Below are 25,191 nucleotides of genomic sequence, written 5' to 3'. Positions count from 1 at the left end.
TCTCAAAAACATGTATTTTGGTTCTTTTTCTGATTTTCGGATCCATATTTTGCCTGGGCATATCCTGTGAACGCGTCGATGCAATGGACCAATTACCACAAGAATGGAACGATATGGAAAATCAAGGAATAAAAGTAATTGTCAAGGTTGGCAATAAAGAGTTTACTGCATCTCTGTTAGAAACCGAAACTACTGCCAAACTGGTCAGCATGCTTCCTTTGGAGATGGAAATGACTGAGCTGAACAGCAACGAAAAATATTACCGTCTTCCCCAAAATCTTCCGATAAACACCTTTAGCCCAGGCACCATACGGAACGGTGACATTCTTCTATGGGGATCCAATACTTTGGTAATCTTCTATAAAACGTTCAACTCTTCCTACAGCTATACCCGGATCGGAAAAATCGATAATCCCGAAGGTTTGGAAAATGCATTGGGAAAAGGGAATGTCAGGGTGCTGATGGAACTGGAGAAATAGAGGGATGGTAGGGTATTTAAAAATTTGGTTTCAATCCTGACAGGATTAAGTATCTATATAAGCATTCTTTAAAAAAATAGGTTAAGAAATGAAAGAAACTTCGTACTGTAGCTCAACATATTTCAAGCAACTGATTCCGGGAATCCTGTTGTTTTTCACAATCCTTTTTGGCTGCTCCCCAAGCCACACCCATGGCCAATCTGAAATCATCCAAGAAAAGGACATCATGATGCCTACCCGGGATGGCGCAATGCTGGCTACGGATATCTACAGGCTGAAAGATGCTCCCCCATCCCCTGTTTTGGTGGCCCGGACACCTTACAATAAAAACAATACAAGACTTGATTTCGAACGGTATTTGAATGCCGGATATGTAATCGTCATTCAGGATGTGCGTGGCAGGTACGCATCAGAGGGGGATTTTGAATCTTATGTTTATGAAACCAATGATGCCCTTGACCTGTACGATTGGATCAACCAACAACCCTGGTCCAACGGAAAAATCGGGACTTTCGGAGGGTCTTATTTAGGAGGAACACAAACCTTGCCTGCCCGTGAAAATCATCCCGCCGTAAAGACCATGGTTCCTGAAATCACCTTTTCCAATACCCATGAGGGGACTTCTTACCAAGGAGGGGCCAAAGTACTCCATGATTTGCGATGGATCGTCTCTATTTTGCCTGACCTGATGGAAAGAAGGCGGGCAAGAGGCGAGGATGTAGAACCCAGGGAAAGTATCCCGGATGAAATTTCTGTCCTCAATGGCCTCCCCCTCGCAAACCATCCATACATTGCCAAGTATGCCCCATTTTATATCGAATGGCTCAAAAACCCCAATGCCGGTCCTTATTGGGAAGAAAGATCTCCCAATTCGGGTTACCAAAACATGACCATTCCAGCCATGCATATCAGCGGCTGGTATGACATTTTTGTTCGGGGAACCATTGAAATTTATACCTCCATGCGAGACAAAGCAGGATCGGAAATAGCCCGAAAAAACCAACGCTTGATCATGGGGCCTTGGACACACATGAATTTCAGCGGCGAATTTCCCGAAATTTCTTTTGGTCCGGAATCCAGCAGTTCGGCAATTGACATGGATGGAATCAAACTTCGTTGGTATGACCGTTGGGTTAAGGGAGAGAAAAACGGAATAGAGCAAGAGGATCCGGTGATGATATTCACCATGGGTATAAATAAGTGGAGAACCGAAAAAGACTGGCCTATTCCTGGCACTGAATACAAAAACTTCTACCTGAGGAGTGGTGGAAAAGCCAATTCAGTCAAAGGGGATGGGTATTTATCAGAACAAGCCCCTATCGGGGAAAAGCCTGATGTTTTTGTCTATGATCCGATGAATCCTGTGCCAACTTTGGGAGGGCAGGTCATTCTCCCCGGTCCAAATGCTACAGGACCAAGGGATCAGATGGAAGTGGAATTGAGGGATGATGTGTTGGTCTATTCCACACCTGTTTTGGAAAAAGCGATTGAGGTGACAGGAGACATCACCTTGAAGCTCTTTATTTCCTCTTCGGCTCCGGATACAGATTTCACTGCCAAACTTGTGGACGTATTTCCCGATGGACGTGCCATGTTGCTGACTACCGGTATCAAAAGGGTACGGTACCGCAACTCTCTTGAAAAAGAGGAACTGATGGAGCCCGGAAAAGTCTATGAAGTGGAGATTGACCTACAGGCTACCTCCAATGTTTTCCTACCTGGACATCAGATCAGACTAGAGGTTTCCAGCAGCAATTTTCCTCAATTCAACCGCAACAGCAACACCGGCGGAAGCATTTACTTCGAATCGGCCGAAGAATACCAAAAAGCCACCAACAAGGTGTATCATGAGGATGAGTTTCCTTCCGTATTGATTTTGCCGGTGATCGAACGGTGAAATATGCTTTGAAATATTCTATGTCTTTGTGAATCTTAGATGCTTTGGAAAGCATTTTATTGTTTGATTTTTGTAAATATTGATTTGAAAACGGTTAATACTGCTCCTAAAATTTGTTGTAATTTTACAGCACTAAATAACAAGTAACATGTTGAATTATAAGGTTATAACAGAAAACCTCAAAATCGAAAAATCAATTTCCCGTTTTTGTATGGGAACCAGCAAAGGTAAACTTCGTCTGTATTTTGTAAGTGAGGCCTTGGCATTGTTTTTTGTGATTATATCCAACCAAATATTTGCACAAAACCAAAATTCCACTGAATCCAACCATTTTAGGGGCAATATAAGCATTACCAATAATGGCCTTTCCTTGATCCCAGTCTTTTCGCTTAATCGACCTGCTGCTATTTTCGAGCTTTCTCTAGGCGGGGAGAGACTTAGTTTCGATCCTGAATTACGGTTTGCCCTAGATGGAAAGCCTTGGTCATTTATCTTTTGGTGGCAATACAAAATCATCAAATCTGAAAAATTCAGGCTACATATCGGTGCCCATCCAGCCTTTATATTTGAGGATGTCCTTATGGATGATGGCACCGGAACTATGGTAGAAACCATGGAAGTCAAAAGGTTTTTTGCCGGAGAAATTTCCCCAAGTTAAATTTTTCAGTGAACATGCCAGGGTAAGTTTTTTATACCTCCATGGCAGAAACCTTGGAAATGGCCCAAATGCCATCAATCAATTTGTAGCATTGGGATCACATTTCACAAAAATTTCCCTTTCAGAAAAATTATTCTTCAACGCAAGTCAACAGGCTTTCTTTCTGAAAATGAATGAAAAGGAGGGATATTTTGCCAGTACTTCTATAGTCTTGGGAAAAAAAGATTTCCCGCTTGCCTTAGGTTTCATCATCAGCCGTAAAATCGTCTCAGAAATTGAGGTTGACAACTGGATTTGGAACATCAGCTTGATTTACTCTTTCAACAACCAATTTGTCAGAAGGGCGAATCCATTGCTATAAATGATAATTATTGATATCGGATATTGGGGTTGATATTGATTGAAATTCTATATAAATAAAGTTGAAATAAGGTGGAAATAAGGTGGAAATAAAATTCTTGATTAAAGGTGAATTTTTATCGATTCAGGCTTGATGTCAGCATATAATATCTCCGAAGGCAAATATCCTTTTATATCGCTTAGCCTATATCTGATTGATCTGAAATATTCACTAGTAAACAATGAAAGGATTTAAAACAAAAGTTATGGAACGGAGTGAGAGTTTAGAGGAATTTTACAAAAGAAAATTCAATTGGCTTCCAGAGAATATAAGGAATGACATCGGGTATTTTAACATGTTCCGTTTGGAGCCTTATTCCCATGGCAAACTAACTTCTATTCCCTATCGTCGCAGGGATTTTTACAAAATCATGTTGGTCAAAGGCCATGGCACAGTCTATTATGCCGATCAGGTCATTGAGGTAAAGAAGCAGGCTTTATCTTTTTCCAATCCTCTGATACCCTACAAATGGGAACATCATGAGGAACTTCAGGGACAATATTGCATTTTCAACCAACATTTTATGAGCCATTTTGGCAATATAATGCAGTATGAAATTTTCCAGCCAACGGGAAACCATGTTTTTGAATTGACAGATGAGCAGGTTATTGAAATTGAGGAAGTCTTCCAAAAGATGGAAAAGGATTTCAAATCGGATTACAAATACAAATACGACAGCATACGCAACCACATCTTCGAACTGATCCACTATGGGCTCAAGTTGCAGCCCAATACCTTGAATGACCGGCAGCCATTTAATGCTTCCCACAGAATCACCGCCATGTTTACCGAATTGCTGGAAAGACAATTTCCCATAGAGGATAACCACCCGAAGTTGGATATCCGTACTCCATCCGAATTTGCGGAGCACCTCAATGTCCATGTCAACCATCTTAACCGTGCCCTTAAGGAAGTCACCGGAAAAACCACCTCACAGATCATTCAGGACAGGCTTTTACAGGAATCAAAAGTCCTGCTCAAACACAGCAAATGGAACGTGGGGGAAATTGCCTATGCCCTGGGTTTTACGGAAGTGACCCATTTCAACAACTTTTTCAAAAAGCATGTCGATACCAGTCCGATGAGGTTTAGGGAAGAGTAATGCTTTTGAGGTTTTTATAAAACCAAGTAGGATTGATTTAATTATATTGCATCATTGGGGTTCAATAGATGCTCCTGACTTTTCCCCATTCAATGGGGATCCTGAGGAGCTATATGGAAGAATTAATAATCCTGAGCGAATCCGAATTCTGGCTCCCGGAGAGCCCTTTATCCTAAAAGAAATTGATTAAATTTAAAAGACTCTTATGAATATTCAAATCAGATTTTTCTTAACCTTCTTGCTTATCCCGATTTTAACAAATATCCAGGCACAAATCCCTGAAATCAATTCCAGAAAGGAAAGGGCTGAATTGAAGTTTAAGGAACTATTTGCCGGAGAAATGAGCGAAAGTCCTTCTGATCCTGAATTATTACAAAATTTGCGAAATTTCATCTATGGTGAAGTGTTTTACTTTGGAAATCTCGATGATAAAACCAGGGAACTTATAACCATCACGGCTTTGACTACCATGCAAATGCTTCCACAATTGGAATCCCATGCTCACGCTGCTTTGAATATTGGAGTTTCTCCAATAGAAATTCGGGAATCTGTATATCAATTGGCATCATTTATCGGTTATCCAAAAGTATTAAATGCGGTAAATGCGATCAATAATGTTTTTGAGTCTAGAAGTATTACGCTTCCCCTTTCACCCCAAGGGACTGTAAAAGAATCAGAAAGACTGGAGAAGGGAAGTGAAATACAATTTCCCCTTTATGGAGATGGAATGAAGCAAAATATGAAGGACTTGCCAGAGGAATTCTCGGAATTTATTCCCGATATGCTTACCAAAACCTTGTTTGGAGATTATTACACTAGACAGGGACTTGACTTGCAAACACGGGAATTGTTGATTTTGGCGGCATTGACTACAATGGGGGGCACAGAAAGACAGCTGGCTTCCCATGCCATAGGGAATTTAAAAGCCGGAAACAGTAAAGAAACGATGCTATCAGCCATGGTACAGCTATATCCTTACATTGGATTTCCAAGAATTTCCAATGCAATAAAAGTGATCATGGAAACTCCAAATCCATAGAAGTAACAAGAGGGGTATAATAAAGCAAAGTTGCAGATACTCTTTTATGGTGGAACTAAATAAAGCCAAAGAGACAGTCAATCCAAACCAATTAGGTCATACTAACCACAGAGTAAACCCTGATTTTACATTAACCCATTATTAAGTATAAACTGCGTTAAGATTCTTCTCGTGCAGCGTAGCGGATGAACATTTTTTGCTTTCTGTAAAAAAAGTAAACAGTCCCTCAAAATTTACCTAAGCTACCCAAATGCAACATTAATCGCCAACTATTCAATTCATCGACTCCCTAAATACAATATGGTATTCACCGAAGTTTACCAAAAAAAAGAAAGCGGCTGGAAACTGATTGCCTGACATGCGAGTGCAATGTAAGGATTTGATCCAAGGATAATAAGGGTCGAACTTGCTTTCACGTTCGACATTTTTTTCAGACTAAAAAAGGGATTTGCCCCGCTATCATTGAGTTGAACTGGTTCGATTGCATTTAATCGAACTAGTTTTAAGAAAAACAGACCAATAACTAGGTTCAGGAAAACGTAAAGCAGTATTGATTTTGGGAAAATCAATTTAGGTGGACTTCTCTCGGGTCCACTTTGAATAAATACTTGATTTTCGTAGGTAACTGTTTGAAAAATTTAAGGATTCCGGGATTTTCTATAGCAATTTTAAAGAATAATTAAACCAACTAATACTATTAAAATAATCCATCTAAAAATCCTGATATTCGGAGCCATTGCTCTTGCTTCCCTGAAACCAGTTTCCGCACAGTCAAAAATAGACATCTATGGCAGCCAAGATCCTAGGAAAATCAAAAAGATGGCAAACTATTTTCTGGACAAAATAGGCATAGAGGAGGATTTGCATTTGGCAATTAAATTCACCTCAGATCTCCCGGAATACCTTTTAGGGTTTGTCATTCAGTCAGATACAGGATACACCTCAAATCTTCAAAAATTCAAAATATTTATCCAGTCCAATTTGTCTGAGTTTAAGCTCTCTGAAGTTTTGGCACATGAACTGGTCCATGTCAGGCAATATGTCGAAAGAAAGTTGGAGATTGACCAATCTTCAAATATCTCTTGGATGGGAAGAAGGTATTTTTATAATTCAAATTTTCACCGATTTTCTCCATGGGAGAAAGAAGCTCATTCAGAAGGGTTTAATTTGGCTAGGCAGTTATCAAACGATGATTTGGACATGTCGCATTTCATTATTGGACCGAAAAGTAATATTTGTTCTCAATATAAATCTTGGGAGATATGCAGAAGCAATTAATTGGGTAATAATTATCAAAAAGCGTTGGTTCTTTGAATCCTCGCTTTTTTTCATCCCCATTTAATTGATTTATGAGATTCCTTATTTTGATGGCAATTTAACCTGTATCTTTCATTCGAACTTCTATTACATTTTAGAGGTCTCTTTTCCCTTTATGATTTCGAAACCCAACAGGCTTTTTGTGATATTCTTTTTACTCCATGTTCAGGTTTGGGGTCAGGAAAAAACAGTATCGGACACGCTCCCAACCAGGGACCTAGGCGAACTGGTCGTCACTGCCACCCGGCAGCAGGAAAGTATCCTCAAAGCTCCCGTCAGTGTAGAAAAGTTGAATCTACAAGCCATTCAACAATCTGCCCAACCTGGATTTTTTGAGGCGATTCAAAACCTAAAGGGCGTACAGGTCATCACGCCGAGTTTGGGATTCAGGGTTATCAACGCCCGCGGTTTTGCCCATACCACCAATGTACGGTTTGTCCAGCTCGTGGACGGTGTGGACAATCAGGCACCACATATTGGGGCCCCGATTGCCAATTCACTTGGCCCCAACGATTTGGATATACTCTCGGTAGAAATCATCCCTGGATCTGCCTCGGCCCTGTATGGTATGAACGCCATCAACGGGATCGCCCATTTCATTACCAAAAATCCTTTTGACTTTCCTGGGATTTCCATCAATCAGAAAATTGGTATAAACAACATTAATTCCCCGGATTCGGAAAGTACGCCTTTTTATGAAACCAACCTTCGGATAGCCGAGACCTGGAATGCCAAGTGGGGACTGAAATTCAACGGCTCCTGGATGCAAGGTACCGATTGGCACGCCAACAACCAGCAGGACCTCAACCCATTGGCGAATAGGACGACCGGCTTGTCTGCCGACCAAAACCCAGGAGCAGACCGAGTCAACCAATATGGCGATGAAGCATCCAACAGAAGGACGCTGACCCTCGACGGTATCCGCTATGTGGTGAGCCGCACGGGCTATGCCGAAAAGGAAGTGGCCGACTATGGGCTGAAAAACCTCAAGGGCGATGTTTCCTTGTTTTTTAGGCCAAAAGAGCATCTAGAACTCTCCTACACTTTCCGTGCTGCCCATCAAAACAATATCTACCAGCGGACCAATCGCTTTAGGTTAGAGGACTATCGAATCCAACAGCACTCATTGACCTTTCAGTCCCCAAAAATCCAATTCAGGACCTATCTGACCCAGGAAAACACAGGGGATTCTTACAACATCAGATCGATGGCCGAAAACATAGACCGGAGTTTCAAATCAGACAACCAGTGGTTTTCCGATTTTTCCAGACATTACCTTGAAGCTTCAGGAGCTGGCATGGGAGTTGCAGACGCGATGAATCTGGCAAGATCTCTTGCCGACCAAGGAAGGATTCTTCCCAACACGCCTGAAATGGCTGCAAAAATCGAGGAACTCAGAAACATCAACAATTGGGATATTGGAGCTGCACTAAGGGTACAGGCAAGGCTTTTCCACGCCGAATATCAACAGGATATCAGTTCCTGGCTCTTGCCGAGGAATCCCGACCTCCAGGTCATGTATGGCTTGGACTATAGAACCTACATTATCGTGCCGGATGGGAATTATTTTATCAATCCGGCGGAACCAGGCGAAAACCTGAATTATTGGAAAACGGGTGGGTTTATACAAGGAACAAAGACCTTTTGGCAGGACCGGTTCAAGGTCAATGCAGTGCTCCGTTTGGACAAGTACCTTTATTTCGAGCCAAGGCTCAATCCGAGGTTGGCAGCGGTCTATACCCCTTCACCACAGCAAAGTTTTCGCTTTTCGGTACAGAGTGGCTACCGGTTCCCGAGTATTTTCGAGGGCTTTTCCAACATCAACAGCGGTGGCAGAAAGCGGATTGGCGGCTTGCCGATCATGTCGGCGGGTATTTTTGAAAACAGCTTCACCCAAGCCTCCATCACCCAATACCAGCGTGCTGTCCAATCAGACGTGAATACCAATGGCCTTGATCTTGCTGAGGCAATCCGCCGAAACGAAGGCCTGTTGGCAAAAACAGACTACACCTATCTCGAACCCGAGCAGGCAACCAGCCTGGAGGGCGGCTATCGCGCCGAGTTGCTTGGAGGGAAATTTGCCTTAGATGCCGACCTCTACCTGAACAGGTTCCGTAATCTCATCGCCCAATTGGATGCCAACGTGCCCCAAACCTCCAAAAGTGACAGCATCGGTTACTATTTCCTTCAAAACTCCACCCAAGACCTTTACCGCCTTTGGACCAATTCCAAGACGGTAAGTTTGAATTATGGAGGTAGCCTTGGCCTCAGCTACAACTTTTTTAAGGGATTTCGGCTCGGTGGCAACTTCACCTACGCAAGACTCTCCCGACAAACTAGGGGTGATGGTTTGGAAGATGGATTCAACACGCCGGAATGGAATTACAACCTGTCTTTGGGAAACCCCAATTTGTACAAGTCCCTGGGATTTCAGTTCAACTTCCGGCAGCAGGCAGGCTTTCTCTGGGAATCCGCCTTGGCCACGGGATGGGTAGAGGGCTATTCTACGCTGGATGCACAGCTTACTGTGGGGATATTCAAAAACCTTGGAAGTGTCAAGTTGGGTGCTACAAATGCTCTCAACAGGTATTATTATTCCTTTTTGGGTGGCCCCAAGATTGGAGGGTTTTACTACACGAGTCTGACTTTTGGGTTTTGAATTGATAGGTATCCCAATTACTTACTACCTAAAGAGAATAATCGATTTAAGTAAGGATCTGTTTGATTTTCGTAAGGCATTCCTTTTCAAAAACAGTAACTTTATCAAAAAACTAGAATTATGGCAACATTCAATCTCAATATCAACGGGAAATCCCAATCAGTGGATGTGGATCCTTCAACTCCGATTCTTTGGGTTTTGAGAGACCATTTGGATCTTGTAGGCACCAAATACGGTTGTGGAGTGGCAGCTTGCGGAGCCTGCACCATACTGATGAACAGAAATGCCATCAGATCTTGTGTGACTCCTGTTTCGGCTGCCGAAGGTGCTAAAATCACCACGATAGAAGGTTTGTCCGAAAACGGTGACCATCCGGTACAAAAAGCCTGGCTGGAGCACGATGTGCCACAATGCGGTTATTGTCAGGCAGGACAGATCATGAGTGCAGTGGCTTTACTGGATAGCAATCCCAGTCCAAGTGACGAGGACATTGACAATGCGATGAACGGAAATATCTGCCGTTGCGGCACTTATGTACGGATAAAGAAAGCGATCAAAACTGCTGCAAAATCCTAACCCAAAAGCCAAAGACCATGACAATTGTAAAGACAAAACTCAATAGAAGATCATTTCTCAAGGCCTCTGCCCTGGCAGGTGGCGGCATGATGCTGAGCTTTAGCTGGCTGGCGGGATGTAAGCCTAGCCCCAAGGAAGTTGCCCTTGGTTTGCCTGATGAATGGTTTGAACTGAACAGTTATATCAAAATTGGAGAAAACGGGGCAATTTCTTTGATGTCACCAAATCCCGAATTCGGTTCCAACGTCAAAACCTCCATGCCGATGATCCTGGCAGATGAACTGGATATGGACTGGAAAAATGTATTTGTAGAGCAGGCTGATTTTTATCCGGAACGGTATGACAGGCAGTTTACAGGAGGAAGTCAGGGCATTCGGCAAGGTTGGAAACCACTGCGCACAGCAGGTGCTACTGCCAGATTGATGCTTGTCCAGGCAGCAGCCCAGACATGGGATGTTTCCCCCAATGAAATTACGACCGAAGCGGGAATGATCCATCATAAAGGCAGCGGTAAAAAAGCAGGATATGGAGAAATGGCCTCTTTGGCCGCAACCCTGCCCATCCCGGAAGAAGTGGAACTGAAGGCTATCAAAGACTTTAGCATCATCGGCACCTCCAGGAAAAATGTGGATGCCGGAAAAATTGTAACAGGTAAACCATTGTTTACCATGGATTTCAAAAAGGAGGGCATGCTGATTGCCATGGTAGCGCTGCCTCCGGCTTTTGGCATGAAAGTAAAATCCTTCAATGCCGAATCGGTTAAATCCATGCCGGGTATTAAAGATGTATTCAGCTTTCAAGTCCATAAAGAGGATTACGAACAGAATATGTTTGATACCACCACCCATCCTGAGCTTATTGCCATAGTCGGAAATTCTACTTGGGAAGTGATGCAGGCCAAAAAGCAATTACAGGCGGAATGGGAAAAAGCCCCTGAAAGAAAATTTATCATGAGCGGATGGGGGGGAAATAAATCAACTGTAAGAGTTCCTGCCGGATTGGAAAGTACAGATGGTCACCTGGCGAAAATGGAGGAATACTCCAAAAAGCCCGGAAACATCCTTCGTCGGGATGGCGATCCTGAATCCGCCTTTAAAAAAGCCAGCAAAATCCTGGAACGTAGCTACAATGCTCCCTACCTGGCTCATAACTGTATGGAACCGGTCAATTGCTATGCCCATGTCACGGCAGACCATGCGGAAGTATATGGCCCCATACAGGCACCTGAGTCCATCATGAATGCATTGACCCATAGATTGGGACTACCAAAGGATAAAATCCAGATCAATCTGGCAAGAATGGGAGGCGGATTTGGTCAAAGAGCCTACGGACACCATTTGGTCGAGGCCGCTGTCATATCACAAAAAGTGGGGGCACCCATCAAATTGATGTACACCCGGGAAGATGACATGAGCTATGGTATCTACCGGCCTACCTATACCGCTACTTATAGGGCTGCCTTGGATGAAAACAACAACCTTCTTGCATTCCATGTAAAAGCAGGAGGAATCCCTGAGAGTCCCATTTATCCCAACAGGTTCCCCGCAGGTGCCATTGACAATTACTTAGCGGAGAGTTGGCAAATCGAATCCAATATTACCATTGGGGCATTTAGGGCACCAAGATCCAATTTTATGGCTGCGGCTGAACAAGCATTTCTGGATGAACTTGCGGAAGTGATGGGCAAAGACCCCATTGATTTCAGATTGGAACTCTTAGAAAGGGCCAAAAATAATCCGGTCGGTTCGAATAATGATTACGATCCCGAAAGATATGCCGGTGTCTTGAAATTGGTCAGGGAAAAATCCGACTGGGACAATCCAAAACCAGGAGTTCACCGAGGGGTGTCCGCTTATTTCTGTCACAATTCCTATGTGGCAGAAGTAATTGACCTAAAATTGGAAGGTAATAAACCCATAGTCGAAAATGTATTTGCTGCAGCTGATTGCGGTATTGTCATCAACCCTGATGCTGCTATCAATATGGGGGAAGGCGCCATCGTCGACGGTATTGGAAATGCCTTCTTTGGAGAACTCACCTTCAAAGATGGTGTACCTCAAAAGAACAACTTCACCAATTACCGAATGATCCGCATGCCAGAAGCACCCAAAAAGGTAGAAGTCCATTTTGCAAAAAATGAACATGACCCTACAGGACTAGGGGAACCCTTCTTCCCTCCTGTATTTGCGGCTGTTTCCAATGCGCTTTATAAAGCAACCGGAAGAAGGCTGTACAACCAACCTTATTTGAAGGAACTGGAGTCAGGGATCACCAGGATGTAAGCTAAAAGAGGCTGTCGCATAAGTGGACAGCCTCTTTTTTTTTCTAATATCGGAATAAAAAGAAGTATTATTTCTGCTTGATTCTTGGATTGAGTTTTACTGTCTTTCCCTCCACATTCCGTCTCATCCGCATATTGATAAGTTCCACTCCCAGAGAGAAGAAAACTGCAAAGTAGATATATCCTTTGGGTACTTCAAAATGGAAGCCCTCCACCAACAACATAAATCCGATCAAGATCAGGAAAGATAGCGCTAAGATCTGAAGTGTAGGGTGCTTGTTGATGAATTTGCTGATTTTCCCGGCAAACAACATCATGACTATCATGGAAATAATCACAGCAATGATCATTACGACCACCTCCTTTACCAGACCCACTGCGGTAAGAATACTGTCAAATGAAAATATCACATCCAATAAAATAATCTGAAATATCACTTGGGATAAACTGCTGGCCGAGTTGGATTTGACTTCCTCCGGAATCCCTTCCATCTTGTGATGGATCTCCAAGGTCGATTTGAACAATAAAAACAATCCTCCAAAGGCCAAAATCATATCTTTCCCGCTTAAACTGAAATCAAAAACTGTAACCAGAGGATCATTGAATTTGATAATGTAAGAAATTCCAAGTAATAAGCCCACTCTGAAAAGCATAGCAAAAGCCAAGCCTAATATTCTTGCTTTCTCCTGCTGATCTTCCGGGAGTTTGTTTGATATAATTGAGATAAAGATAATGTTATCAACTCCGAGGACAATTTCCAGGAATGTAAGGGTAGCCAATGCTATCCATGTTTCAGTCGCGAGAAAGATTTCCATAACTTGTTTTTTAGTGCTAAAGGTTTTAATATTTAGGGAAAACGGGCATAATCAAAAAAAGCTGTTACATTTCTGTAACAGCTCTTTGGTATTCATAGGTGATACACAACTTTTTTACTCAGCTTTTTCTTTTTTATTGACTGTGATGGTAAGTTCATCCCCTTCACCGGAATAATCCGCAAGGATAACATCACCTTCACTGAGATCTCCTTTCAATATCTCCTCGGCTAAAGCGTCCTCGAGGTATTTTTGGATGGCCCTGTTCAGGGGTCTTGCACCATATTGCTGGTCGTAACCTTTTTCAGCCAAGAAATCCTTCGCCTTGTCTGTCAATTGAATTTTATAACCCAGATCAGTGATTCGGGTAAAGAGTTTTTTCAGACTGATATCAATGATCTTATGAATATGCTCCTTATCCAGAGAGTTGAATACAACAACATCATCCAATCTATTGAGGAACTCAGGGCTAAAGGCTTTTTTCAGTGCGCTTTGGATGGTAGATTTCATGACGTCATCCATGCTCTGTTGTTTAGCTTTGGAAGCAAACCCGATACCTGCACCAAAATCCTTAAGATCCCTGACTCCGATATTTGAAGTCATGATGATGATGGTATTTCTGAAATCCACTCTTCTGCCCAGACCATCCGTAAGGATTCCATCGTCCAAGACCTGAAGCAGGATATTGAACACATCTGGGTGTGCTTTTTCAATTTCATCCAAAAGCACCACAGAATAAGGCTTTCTTCTTACCTTTTCAGTCAGTTGGCCGCCTTCTTCATATCCGACATAACCTGGAGGCGCTCCAACCAATCTGGACACGCTGAATTTCTCCATGTATTCGGACATATCAATTCTTACCAAGGCATCTTCCTTGTCGAAGAGATAAGTTGCCAAAGTTTTGGCCAACTCAGTTTTACCAACTCCGGTTGGTCCAAGGAAGATAAATGAACCAATGGGTTTTTTAGGATCTTTCAAGCCCACTCTGGTTCTTTGGATAGCCTTGACTAATTTCTTGATGGCTTCATCCTGACCAATTACTTTGCTTTTCAATTCCTCTGCCATATTGAGCAACTTGGCTCCTTCGTTCTGAGCAATACGTTTGGCAGGAATTCCGGTCATCATAGCAATAACTTCTGCTACATTGTCTTCATCGACCACGTAACGCTTCGTCTTGCTTTCCTCTTCCCATTTTAACTTAGCATTCTCCAATTGCTCAAGCAATTTTTTCTCCTTATCCCTCAACTGGGCAGCCTCTTCATACTTTTGGCTTTTCACTACCCTGTTTTTCTCAACCTTGATCTTTTCGACCTCTTCCTCCAGCTTCAGAATTTCTTCCGGAACATGGATATTGTTGATATGCACACGGGCACCGGCCTCATCCAAGATATCTATGGCCTTATCAGGAAGGAATCTATCAGAAATATACCTGTCTGACAATTTCACGCAGGCCTCAATAGCCTCAGGAGTATAAATCACATTGTGGTGATCTTCGTACTTATCCTTAATATTGTTCAGAATCTGAATAGTCTCTTCAGGAGAGGTAGCATCTACCATGACCATCTGGAATCTTCTGGCCAAGGCACCATCTTTTTCGATATATTGCCTGTATTCATCCAAAGTGGTAGCACCAATACATTGGATTTCTCCTCTTGCAAGCGCAGGCTTAAACATGTTGGAAGCATCCAAAGAGCCACTGGCTCCTCCTGCCCCTACAATGGTATGCAGCTCATCTATAAACAGGATAACATTAGGTGATTTTTCCAGCTCGTTCATCACAGCCTTCATTCTCTCCTCGAATTGTCCTCTGTATTTGGTACCTGCTACCAAAGAAGCCAAATCCAGGGTAACTACCCTTTTATTGAACAACACACGGGAAACTTTCTTCTGAACGATTCTCAGGGCCAATCCTTCTGCAATGGCAGTTTTACCTACTCCCGGCTCACCGATCAATATAGGGTTGTTCTTCTTTCTACGGGAAAGAATCTGGGCTACTCGCTCAATTTCCTTTTCCCTACCAATAATGGGATCCAATTTGTCCTCTTCAGCCATTTTAGTAAGATCCCTACCGAAATTATCCAACACGGGTGTCCTGGACTTCTCGGCAGAACCTTTGGATGCAGCACCTGAGGAACCACTACCGGAAGAAGAACCGAATAATTTTGAGCTATCCTCATCCGGATCATCCGCCTCAGCTTTAGATCTTGGTCCGCTGTTGGTCTGGAATTCTAACATTTCCTTAACGGCATCATAATTGGCATCGAACTTATGCAGGATCTGGGTAGCAATATTGTCTTCATCCCTTAAAATGGAAAGGAGTAAATGCTCCGTTCCTATTAGTTGACTTTTGAATATTTTTGCTTCCAGATAAGTAATTTTCAATACCTTTTCGGACTGCCTGGTCAATGGAATATTTGCCAGATTTTTGACATTATGGTTTGCTGTACCCTTTACCGCTCTTTCAATAGAATTTCTGAGTTCATCCAAAGGAACTCCCAACTTTTTCAGTATGGAAACAGCCACTCCTTCCCCCTCACGAATCATTCCCAACAAGAGGTGTTCCGTTCCAATGTAATCATGTCCCAACCGCAGTGCTTCTTCGCGGCTGAGGGAGATCACCTCTTTGACTCTGTTTGAAAATTTTGCTTCCATGTATATCCTTTCTGATCTTATTTTAAATCTGTACTAATGTTACCGAATTTGTTTTAAAAACACAATCCTTTTAACGATTGTTCAATCATTTTTTTTGAGAAGCCTGTAGTACTTTTTTTGACGCCGGACCTTCACAAAAAAGCAGATCAACAACACTTAGGTTAGGGACAAAGTTTACGCCAAATAATTGAGAATATGCCTCAGATTGGTAGAATGATCTGGTCTCAAATCCCTTTTTGGCATTTAAAAGGCCTCTAATATCATTCCCAACGGCTTTTTCACCTATATTTCCCATTACGGAAAGTTTGACATCCAGTTGCAGGAGTTTAAGACAAACTGTCAGTAATTCTAAATTCAGGTCAAAAAGATATGTCAGGTTCTTTTGATAAATATTTTCAAAATACGGATAAAAATACTCAAAAAATGGCGCTTTTCCATACCCCGACTGAATTCCTCTCAAATGAACGTTTTTCCACTTTTGACCATAATCAATTTTAACTTCCTTGTAAGGAAGCCTCTTGTTGCCTCCTAATACAGGAATAGACAAAACCTCCACCTTATTCGCCAGCATAATTGAAGTCCTGTTCCTGTAAGTTTGCTTGTGATACTTCTCCGTATCGTCCAAAATAATCTCTTCACTCCCCAATACCGCCGTGAAATATTCCAGTGAAGGAAGGTAAAATAATTCAGTCAATGCAACCATCCAATAAGCTCTACACGCATACTACAGAATTTCATCCACAGGCCCCAATCCCTCTCTGACTACTTCGATTTCATCTCCAGTACAATCCAAAATTGTGGAAGCCACATTATTGCCATATCCTCCATCAATGACCACATCTACCAGGTCTTTGTACTTTTCATAAATCAACTCAGGATCCGTGCTGTATTCGATGACATCATCCTCATCATGTATGGAAGTGGTCAGGATGGGAGATCCCAACTCCTTAACCAAGAGCCTTGGGATCGAATGGTCAGGAACTCGGATACCCACCGTCTTTTTGTTGCTGTTAAGAATTTTGGGAACTGAATTGTTCGCCTCTAAAATAAAAGTATATGGACCAGGCAGCGCCTTTTTCATCACCTTAAAGACAGGGGTACTCAAGGCCCTAGTATATTCCGAAATATTGCTCAGATCGTAACAAATAAAGGAAAAATTGTGCTTTTTGGGCTTAATACCTTTGATCTGAGCAATTCTTTCTACTGCCCTTTGGTTGTGGATGTCACAACCCATACCATATACTGTATCCGTGGGATAAATGATTACACCCCCATCCCTGAGAATATCCACGATTTTTTGGATTTTTCTCATCTCCGGATTTTCAGCATGTAGTTTAATGAATTCAGCAGCCATTTTTTCAGTATTTTGTCCTAAGAATTCGACCTGTTGTTTACAAGAAACCAATATTCTTAAAGTCTTCGGCATTAAATATGCCCCACTTCTTATTATCGAAGTTAGGTCGACTTAAGCTCAAGTCAAAATTTTAGCTGTTTTTAGTTTGTGTTAAAAAATTAAACACTATTCAATTATTTGAAAATGAATAATATACAGAAATAGAGTTGATGCAATTAAATGGGTAACCCTGTACCAATTTACCCTTCTTAAGCTTGGAATCTATCCAAAAACCACGTAACAAAACCTTCCACAATTGGAATATCGGCCTCTGCCCAATCCAGGCTTCGTAACTCCTCTACTCCTTTCCAAAGTATTTGTGTATGTTCTTTCAAAATCAGATCACCTCCCCGAAGTTTGGCTAAAAATGGAATAAGTTCGACAACTTTTCCATTGCCATAATCATGCTTATTGACTGGAAAAGCCATTACAATTTCAATATCCAAGTTGAGTTCTTCCTTAATTTCTCTCAATAAACATTGCTCTGGGGTCTCTCCTTTTTCAATCTTGCCTCCGGGAAATTCCCACTTCCAGGGAAGAGCCATATTTCCACTTCTTTGAGCACATAAAACTTTTTGATCCTGAAGGATAAGGGCGCATGTTACCTGGATAGATGAGGGCATTGTTTCAATTTTAGATTAGCCTGGTGAACAAAAATCTCTATTTTTGCCGTTATTCTTCTGTTTGAAGCAAAAATTATGTTTGAAGATAAAAAAACAAAAATATACCTCATTGCCATCATCACCTTCTCAGTGATGTTGACTTCTCTGTCTTTCTATTTTTACCAGGCCTTTTTTAGCCCCAATGCCCTGGTAGATAAAGAAGAACCCTATTTATTAAAGATCCCAAGCAACGCCACATTTAAACAGGTTTCTGACAGCTTGTACAACAATGGAGTCATCAATGACATCATCACTTTCAGTTTTGTGGCCAAAGTGATGGATTATCAGGAATCGGTCAAACCAGGTTTATTCACTATCCCTCCCCGAACAAATAACCTCAATTTAATCCGGATTCTCCGTGGAAGCCAAACTCCTGTCAAGGTTACTTTCAATAATATAAGGACAAAAGAAGACCTGGCAGAAAGGTTGACCAAAAACCTTGAAATGGAACCTGAACAGTTTCTGGACCTTTTGAATGATTCCGTGTACATCTCAAAGTTTGGTTTTACTAAAGAAACGGTGATGTCCATGTTCATCCCAAATACTTATGAACTTTGGTGGAATACCAGCCCGGAAAATCTCTTTGACAGGATGTACAGAGAATATGACAAGTTTTGGACAGAAGAAAGGAAGCAAAAAGCCAGAAAGATTGGACTTAGTCCAATAGAAGTATCCACCTTGGCTTCTATTGTTCAAGCAGAAACCCAAAAAGCCGATGAAAGGCCCAGAGTGGCTGGAGTTTACATGAACAGATTAAGAATTAATATGCCCCTTCAGGCTGACCCTACGCTGGTGTTTGCTGCCGGAGACTTTTCTATAAGGAGGGTGTTAAATACCCATAAAGAAATTGATAGCCCGTACAATACCTACAAATACACCGGACTTCCTCCTGGGCCTATCAACCTTCCGGAAATTTCAGCTTTGGATGCCGTGCTAAATTATGAAAACCACGATTACCTCTATTTTTGCGCCAAGGATGATTTCTCAGGCTATCATGCTTTCGCGAAAAATTTCAACGATCACCTGATCAACGCAAGGAAATACCAAGTGGCATTAAACAAAGCAAATATTTACTGATTATGTTCCAGGCAGAGACCCAAGTAAGAGTTAGATATGCGGAAACAGACCAGATGGCCTATGTTTATTATGGGAATTATGCCATGTATTTTGAGGTGGCAAGGGTAGAAGCCCTTCGCTCGGCAGGGTTTTCCTACAGGCAAATGGAGGAGGAGGGCATCATGATGCCTGTTCTGGAACTCCACACCCAATTCCTGAAACCTGGAAAATATGACGAGCTTTTGACCATCAAAACCAGGATTCCGGAAATGCCTGGGATCAGGATAAAATTTGAATATGAGGTTTTTAATGAGGAAAAAGAACTCATTACAAAAGGATGGACCACTTTGACCTTTTTGAAAAAAGACAGCCACAAACCCTGTAGACCTCCACAATATTTGTTAGATTTATTGCAGCCTTATTTTGAATAATCCATTTTTAAGTGAAAAAAAGGATACGTTTATTATCTATTAAGTTTACCCGTAAAGCAAAGCTCCTTAGGAAATTCCATTTGGGAAATCCTGACCAAAACCTGTATGATGTTGGTAGAATATTCCTTGAGCAGCTTAGAAAAGATGACCTCAATGAAAGGGCCGGTGCTATGGCTTTTAGCTTTACGGTTGCCATGTTCCCCTTGCTGCTTTTTCTACTCAACATGATCCCTTACATCGGTTATTTCTTTCCCAATGTAACCACTCAAAATATCCTTTTATTCATCGGAGACCTGATTCCCGCAAGTATCTACCAGGAAGCTGAATCGACCATCATGGATATAGTTAGTAAACCGAGGCAAAGTTTGCTTTCTATCGGTTTTTTTCTGGCCCTATTCCTTTCAACCAACGGGGTTGTCTCCATGATGAATGCCTTTAATGCGGTGTACAGAACAAAAGAAAACCGTTCATTCTTGACCACAAGGCTAATTGCTGTCAGTATTGTGATGGTCTTGGTCCTGGCGATCTGCGGTGCGGTAGTGGTGATGATCCTTGGGAGCAGTATCCTATACAATATCTCAGAGTGGAAAATTGTATCCAGCAACCTTTACTATTACTTATTGACCATTTTCAGGTTTATTGTGTTATTGGGACTTTTTACCCTGGCGACCGCATATATTTTCCGCTTTGCCCCAGCCGTCCATGACAAATGGAAGTTCTTCTCAGCAGGCTCAATCACAGCAGGTTTTCTGATCAACTTCAGTTTTTATTTGTTCACCTTCTATTTGAATAATTTTGGAACCTACAACAAACTTTATGGGTCAATTGGAGCCATGATCGCCGTGATGCTATGGCTTTTTATCACTTCCCTGATCATTTTGATCTGCTTTGAAATTAATGTCAGTTTGGATAAGGCAGCCGAAAGACGGGTAGTTTCTGCTAAACTTGCAAATAATTTAACATGATTTATGTCATGTTTGCTGACCAATTTCATCAAGATTGGGGTTGGGTAACTTTTATAATTTTGTCCATCATTAACTGACAGTACAATGGAAACCAAGAAGAGTATTTTTATAGCTACCGCACAGCCTTATTCTGGCAAATCTACCGTAGCATTGGGAATCGTAGATATGCTTTTAGCCAAAACCCAGAAAGTTGGATACTTCAAGCCCATCATCAATGAAAAACCGGAAGTAAAAAGAGATGCGCAGATTGATACTTTGATCGAGTATTTCAAGCTTCCCATTCAATATGAAAAAGCCTATGCCTACACCAGAGAAGAAGCCAATCTGTTGGCAGAGTCTGGTTTGCAGGGGGAAATTATTGATACCATCATCAGCAAATACAAGAAACTGGAAGAAGCATATGACTTCACTATCATTGAAGGAAGTGATTTTTTAGGCGAGGGCACGGCTTTTGAATTTGATGCCAACGCCACCATCGCAAAGAATTTGGGCACTCCTGTCATGATAGTTACCTCCGGTGCTGGAAAAACTGTGCAACAGATTACCAATGCGGTAAATGTCACCATCAATAATTTTCTGGAAAGAAAAGTAAAGGTTCTTGGCGTGGTGGTCAATAAAGTGGAAGCGGACGAGCTGGAAGTGGTAAAATCACAATTAAAAGCCCATCTTAAAAAAGACATTTTGGTCACTGTCATTCCGAATATCATTGAACTGAAAAGCCCAAGCATGAAAGAAGTGAAAGAATTACTGAATGCCGAAGTGCTGTTTGGCAAAGAATATCTTTCCAACAGGGCAGATCATTTCATTTTCGGTGCCATGCAGATTGGCAACTTCCTCAATCATATCAAGCAAAATGTCCTGATAGTGACACCAGGGGACAGGGCAGACATTATCATGGCTTCACTCCAGGCCAATCTTTCCAAAAATTACCCCAAGATTTCAGGCATCGTCCTGACAGGAGGCTTTGAAATTGCCGATTCCGTGCTCCGTCTAATGGAAGGCTCCAATATTTCAGTCCCTATCCTAAGGGTCGAGGAACCTTCTTTTTATGCCGCCACGAAAGTCGCCGGTATTCATTCCAAGATTACGCCTGACAATCCTGACAAAATCCATGTTGCCATCAATACCTTTCGAAAATTCATGGACATGGAAGCTTTGGAGAAAGAAATTGCCGCCTTCAGACCTGTTGGCATGACCCCCAGGATGTTCCAGTACCAATTGGTCAGTTGGGCAAAAAGTAAGAAAAAGCACATCGTACTTCCAGAAGGTAAAGATGAAAGAATCTTAAAAGCAGCTGACCGATTGGTCAGGCAGGGAATTGTAAATATTACCTTGTTGGGAGATGTCAATGAAATTTCGGAAAGCATAGCCAGACTGGGACTTTGCATCAATCAGGAGAACTGTCAGATTATCAACCCTCAGGAATCTTTCTATTATGATGATTACGTCAATACCTTGTATGAATTAAGGAAAGGGAAAAATATGCCCCTGGAGGTGGCGAGGGATTTAATGACCGATGTGGCTTATTACGGCACCATGATGGTGTACAAAGGCCATGCAGATGGAATGGTTTCAGGTGCCATCCATACCACAGCACATACCATACGTCCTGCTTTACAGTTTATCAAAACAAAACCTGGCATATCCCTCGTTTCCTCTGTTTTCTTCATGTGTCTACCTGACAGGGTAACCATTTTTGGAGACTGCGCCATCAATATCAACCCTACTGCTGAGGAACTCGCGGAGATTGCTATTTCCTCTGCAGATACCAGTACTAAATTTGGCATTGAACCCAGAGTGGCCATGTTGTCCTATTCATCGGGAGATTCAGGGACCGGGGAAGATGTGGAAAAAGTAAGAAAAGCGACCGAAATCGTTAAATCCAGAAGGCCTGACATCAAGGTGGAGGGACCAATTCAATATGATGCAGCAGTAGATCCAGATACCGGAAAACAAAAAATGCCCGGATCTGAAGTAGCAGGCAATGCTTCCGTCCTAATTTTCCCTGATCTCAATACCGGTAATAATACCTATAAAGCTGTGCAAAGGGAAACGGGCGCCATCGCCATCGGGCCTATCCTTCAAGGGCTCAACAAGCCGGTCAATGACCTCAGCAGAGGCTGTACAGTGGACGATATTTTCAATACGGTTGTCATTACGGCGATACAGGCTCAAGAGGACTGAGGTAAGGAGATGGTACAAGGTACCATGTACAATGTCCCAAGTATTATGTACCAAGACGAGAGAAAGGAAATTTCGGAATGGGAAAGTCAAAAATAGGATTTACGGTCGTAACGTTGAGAAATCAGCTCTTTGGCTGCTTAGATTGTCAAGAGTTTTCAATGCAAAACCAATGAATGCTGAGTTGATAAACTCTTTATCCGCAAATTCCGGCCACCATGACCACAGATAAAGCAAAAGAATGCGATGAAAATACTTGTACTGAATTCAGGAAGTAGCTCTTTGAAATACCAGCTTTTTGAGATGCCAAATGAGCAACCGATTTGTTCGGGTTTGGTGGACAGGATAGGTCTTGAGCAATCGACCATTACCCATAAAAACTTTAAATCAGGCAAAGAGGAAAAATTCCTGATCGAAGCTCCCATACCCAATCATGAATCCGGACTCCTTCAGGTCACCGAACTCCTTAAAGACCCTGAAAAAGGGTCGATTTCCGACAATTCCGAAATTGAAGCCATAGGTCACCGGGTAGTCCATGGTGGCGAGCAATTTGCATCTACCACTTTGATAACTGAAGAAGTTAAGGCCAAAATCAAAGAACTTTTTGCGCTGGCTCCTCTTCACAATCCCCCAAATTATTTGGGGATTACTGTAGCTGAACGTGTATTTCCAAAAGCCAAGCAAGTAGCCGTTTTTGATACTGCCTTTCACCAGACAATGCCTCCACTGGCTTACCGATTTGCCTTACCCAAGTCCATGTACACGGAACTTGGTATCAGGGCATATGGATTCCACGGTACCAGTCATCAATACGTCTCCAAAAAGGCCATTTCCTACCTGAACAATCCCAAGGCTAAAATCATCACCATCCACCTCGGAAATGGGTGCAGTATGACTGCCATTGATTCAGGGAAATCTATCGATACCAGTATGGGTCTGGGCCCCATGGCAGGACTGATCATGGGTACAAGGGCAGGTGACATTGACCCTTCCATTATTTTTCACCTTATCAATGAAAGGGGATATACAGCTCAGGAAGTCAATGACATTTTGAATAAGAAAAGCGGACTCTTAGGGCTTTCCGGATTCAGTGACATGAGGGATGTCAAAAATGCAATTAAAGAAGGGAATCAGGACGCTGCCTTGGCCTATGAACTATATGCTTATCGCATTCAAAAATACCTGGGAGCCTATATTGCTGTACTCAAAGGCCTGGATGCCATAGTATTCACAGCAGGAATCGGTGAAAATGATCCGGATATGCGGGAGGCTGTCTGCAGAGGAATGGAATTTTTCGGCATTAACTTAGATCCTGTGCTCAACAGCCAAAAAAGCCAATCCATAAGGGAAGTTAACTTCAAAGATTCACAGGTCAAAATATTTGTCATTCCCACCAATGAAGAATTGGAAATTGGCAAACAAGCCTATGAACTGGTCAGGAAATGATCCTTTTGAATCTTTCCTGATCTGTATCTCCTTCTGTATTGAATACCAATATCCGGCTCTGGGGCCCCAATCTGAGATGCTTTTTGACGGGTTCAAATCGGGAATCCTGCAGGATGGCCAACAATCCGGCAAACCCGGCGGCTCCGGATTCCCCGGAAATAACCCTTTGGTCCTTTCCTTTTGGATGATACAATAAGCGCATGGCCTCTGTAGCCCGTTCATCTGGAATGCTAACAGCTATGCTTACTGCATTTTTCAGAAGACTCCAGCCTGAAATTGAAGGGATTCCACAACTCAGTCCTGCCATGATAGTATGTGCTGGGTTTTCCGGGATTGTTCTTTCCTGTTTTTTAAAGGAATCAAGAAGACCTGAAGAACCCTCTGGTTCTACCGTTACCAAGAGAGGACTTTGGGAACCATATCTCTGCATGTAATAAAAGGCTGCCGCTCCGGCCCAACTGCCCACTCCAACCTGGAGAAAAACAACATCCACTTCAGGCAATCCCAAAGTGTGTACCTCATTTTCCATTTCTCTAAAATGGGTCAGGTATCCAGCCATGATTAATGCCGGGATAGTCTCATATCCCTCCCAAGCAGTATCCTGTACCAATTCCCAATTGTTCAATTTGCTGGCCTCTTCCGCATGGGCACAGGTGTCATCGTAATTTTTATTCAGCTGAATTACGGTGGCTCCTTCTTTCTCTATGGCTTTGATGCGGTTTAAAGTCGTATCTGAGGGAACAAACACCACTGATTTTTTTCCAAATTTTTTGGCGGCCCAGGCCACAGCCTTTCCATGATTGCCGTCTGTTGCTGTACAAAAGACCTCCACTTGAGGGTTTTCCTGAATTATTTGATGGATGGCAAAGGAAGCCCCTAGTCCTTTGAAGGCGTTTAGACCAAACCTCTTGGATTCATCTTTTACATAGACCATTCCAACTCCTAATTGTTGTGCTAAATCCGGCAAAGGAATCAATGGGGTTGGCTGATATTCTTCTAATGACCGGTGGAACCCAAGGGCATCTTTTTCCTTCAAGATGGAAACTGTAGTATTACCAGGAAGGATGAAATCGGGCTGGTTGATGTAAAAGGATTTATTGGACATCGAAATGGGGGACAGAAATGAAGGTTTAATAAAGATAAGTGAGGGAAATAAAAAAAATTAAAATTTTTTATGAAGCCAGT

General features: G+C 42.3%; 21 protein-coding genes. 15 read left to right on the top strand and 6 right to left on the bottom strand.

Features of this window, described 5'->3' with window-relative positions; genetic code table 11:
• Positions 1-83: 83 nt before the first annotated feature.
• The 10 genes from BC751_RS11495 to BC751_RS11455 all read left to right on the top strand — a co-directional run bounded on the left by BC751_RS11495 (position 84) and on the right by BC751_RS11455 (position 12,409).
• On the top strand, positions 84-479 hold the full coding sequence (locus BC751_RS11495) for a cyclophilin-like fold protein (protein ID WP_207226873.1): 396 nt from the start codon (positions 84-86) through the stop codon (positions 477-479).
• A gap of 88 nt (positions 480-567) precedes the next feature.
• A complete protein-coding gene (locus BC751_RS11490) occupies positions 568-2,376 on the top strand; it encodes a CocE/NonD family hydrolase (protein WP_130275658.1) in 1,809 nt (602 codons plus the stop codon).
• Between the two features lie 148 nt (positions 2,377-2,524).
• Complete coding sequence (locus BC751_RS22425; RefSeq protein WP_242617449.1) at positions 2,525-3,034, top strand: hypothetical protein; 510 nt, start codon at positions 2,525-2,527, stop codon at positions 3,032-3,034.
• Positions 3,009-3,395: a hypothetical protein gene (locus tag BC751_RS22420; protein ID WP_242617448.1), complete on the top strand. Its 387-nt coding sequence runs from the start codon at positions 3,009-3,011 to the stop codon at positions 3,393-3,395. The genes BC751_RS22425 and BC751_RS22420 overlap by 26 nt, the downstream gene beginning before the upstream one ends.
• Before the next feature lie 244 nt (positions 3,396-3,639).
• Complete coding sequence (locus BC751_RS11480) at positions 3,640-4,536, top strand: helix-turn-helix domain-containing protein (protein ID WP_130275657.1); 897 nt, start codon at positions 3,640-3,642, stop codon at positions 4,534-4,536.
• A 205-nt stretch (positions 4,537-4,741) separates the two neighbouring features.
• A complete protein-coding gene (locus BC751_RS11475; RefSeq protein ID WP_130275656.1) occupies positions 4,742-5,575 on the top strand; it encodes a carboxymuconolactone decarboxylase family protein in 834 nt (277 codons plus the stop codon).
• Positions 5,576-6,394: 819 nt separating this feature from the next.
• Entirely contained in the window at positions 6,395-6,853 is a 459-nt protein-coding gene (locus BC751_RS11470) for a hypothetical protein (RefSeq protein WP_130275655.1), read from the top strand.
• 181 nt (positions 6,854-7,034) lie between these two features.
• Positions 7,035-9,551: a TonB-dependent receptor plug domain-containing protein gene (locus BC751_RS11465; protein ID WP_242617447.1), complete on the top strand. Its 2,517-nt coding sequence runs from the start codon at positions 7,035-7,037 to the stop codon at positions 9,549-9,551.
• 120 nt (positions 9,552-9,671) lie between these two features.
• Positions 9,672-10,127: a (2Fe-2S)-binding protein gene (locus BC751_RS11460; RefSeq protein ID WP_130275653.1), complete on the top strand. Its 456-nt coding sequence runs from the start codon at positions 9,672-9,674 to the stop codon at positions 10,125-10,127.
• A 17-nt stretch (positions 10,128-10,144) separates the two neighbouring features.
• Positions 10,145-12,409, top strand: coding sequence for a molybdopterin cofactor-binding domain-containing protein (locus BC751_RS11455; protein WP_130275652.1), 2,265 nt, complete (start codon positions 10,145-10,147; stop codon positions 12,407-12,409).
• Positions 12,410-12,476: 67 nt separating this feature from the next.
• Here the strand turns inward: BC751_RS11455 and BC751_RS11450 are convergent, their stop codons facing one another.
• The 5 genes from BC751_RS11450 to BC751_RS11430 form a co-directional block, all read right to left on the bottom strand.
• The gene (locus BC751_RS11450) at positions 12,477-13,223 is read right to left on the bottom strand and encodes a TerC family protein (protein WP_130275651.1); all 747 of its coding nucleotides are present in this window, start codon (positions 13,221-13,223) and stop codon (positions 12,477-12,479) included.
• A gap of 114 nt (positions 13,224-13,337) precedes the next feature.
• Positions 13,338-15,872, bottom strand: coding sequence for an ATP-dependent Clp protease ATP-binding subunit (locus tag BC751_RS11445; RefSeq protein WP_130275650.1), 2,535 nt, complete (start codon positions 15,870-15,872; stop codon positions 13,338-13,340).
• Positions 15,873-15,957: 85 nt separating this feature from the next.
• Positions 15,958-16,575, bottom strand: coding sequence for a WbqC family protein (locus BC751_RS11440; RefSeq protein WP_130275649.1), 618 nt, complete (start codon positions 16,573-16,575; stop codon positions 15,958-15,960).
• 21 nt (positions 16,576-16,596) lie between these two features.
• On the bottom strand, positions 16,597-17,226 hold the full coding sequence (locus BC751_RS11435; RefSeq protein WP_130275648.1) for an L-threonylcarbamoyladenylate synthase: 630 nt from the start codon (positions 17,224-17,226) through the stop codon (positions 16,597-16,599).
• A 248-nt stretch (positions 17,227-17,474) separates the two neighbouring features.
• Positions 17,475-17,888, bottom strand: coding sequence for a (deoxy)nucleoside triphosphate pyrophosphohydrolase (locus tag BC751_RS11430; protein ID WP_130275647.1), 414 nt, complete (start codon positions 17,886-17,888; stop codon positions 17,475-17,477).
• Between the two features lie 75 nt (positions 17,889-17,963).
• On the opposite strand from BC751_RS11430, the gene mltG reads away from it, so the two are divergent.
• The 5 genes from mltG (at position 17,964) to BC751_RS11405 (ending at position 24,006) form a co-directional block, all read left to right on the top strand.
• The gene (mltG, locus tag BC751_RS11425; RefSeq protein ID WP_130275646.1) at positions 17,964-19,004 is read left to right on the top strand and encodes an endolytic transglycosylase MltG; all 1,041 of its coding nucleotides are present in this window, start codon (positions 17,964-17,966) and stop codon (positions 19,002-19,004) included.
• Positions 19,005-19,006: 2 nt separating this feature from the next.
• Positions 19,007-19,414, top strand: coding sequence for an acyl-CoA thioesterase (locus BC751_RS11420; RefSeq protein ID WP_130275645.1), 408 nt, complete (start codon positions 19,007-19,009; stop codon positions 19,412-19,414).
• An 11-nt stretch (positions 19,415-19,425) separates the two neighbouring features.
• Complete coding sequence (locus BC751_RS11415; protein ID WP_130275644.1) at positions 19,426-20,379, top strand: YihY/virulence factor BrkB family protein; 954 nt, start codon at positions 19,426-19,428, stop codon at positions 20,377-20,379.
• Between the two features lie 84 nt (positions 20,380-20,463).
• Positions 20,464-22,563: a phosphate acetyltransferase gene (gene pta, locus BC751_RS11410; protein WP_130275643.1), complete on the top strand. Its 2,100-nt coding sequence runs from the start codon at positions 20,464-20,466 to the stop codon at positions 22,561-22,563.
• Positions 22,564-22,806: 243 nt separating this feature from the next.
• A complete protein-coding gene (locus BC751_RS11405; RefSeq protein WP_130275642.1) occupies positions 22,807-24,006 on the top strand; it encodes an acetate/propionate family kinase in 1,200 nt (399 codons plus the stop codon).
• Here BC751_RS11405 and BC751_RS11400 read toward each other — a convergent pair.
• On the bottom strand, positions 23,996-25,111 hold the full coding sequence (locus BC751_RS11400) for a diaminopropionate ammonia-lyase (protein WP_130275641.1): 1,116 nt from the start codon (positions 25,109-25,111) through the stop codon (positions 23,996-23,998). The two genes, BC751_RS11405 and BC751_RS11400, sit on opposite strands and share 11 nt — an antisense overlap.
• Between the last annotated feature and the right edge of the window lie 80 nt (positions 25,112-25,191).

Origin of the sequence: Cecembia calidifontis (genome assembly GCF_004216715.1) — a bacterium.
Taxonomy (GTDB): domain Bacteria; phylum Bacteroidota; class Bacteroidia; order Cytophagales; family Cyclobacteriaceae; genus Cecembia_A; species Cecembia_A calidifontis.
This window is presented reverse-complemented; position numbering and strand designations above follow the sequence as displayed.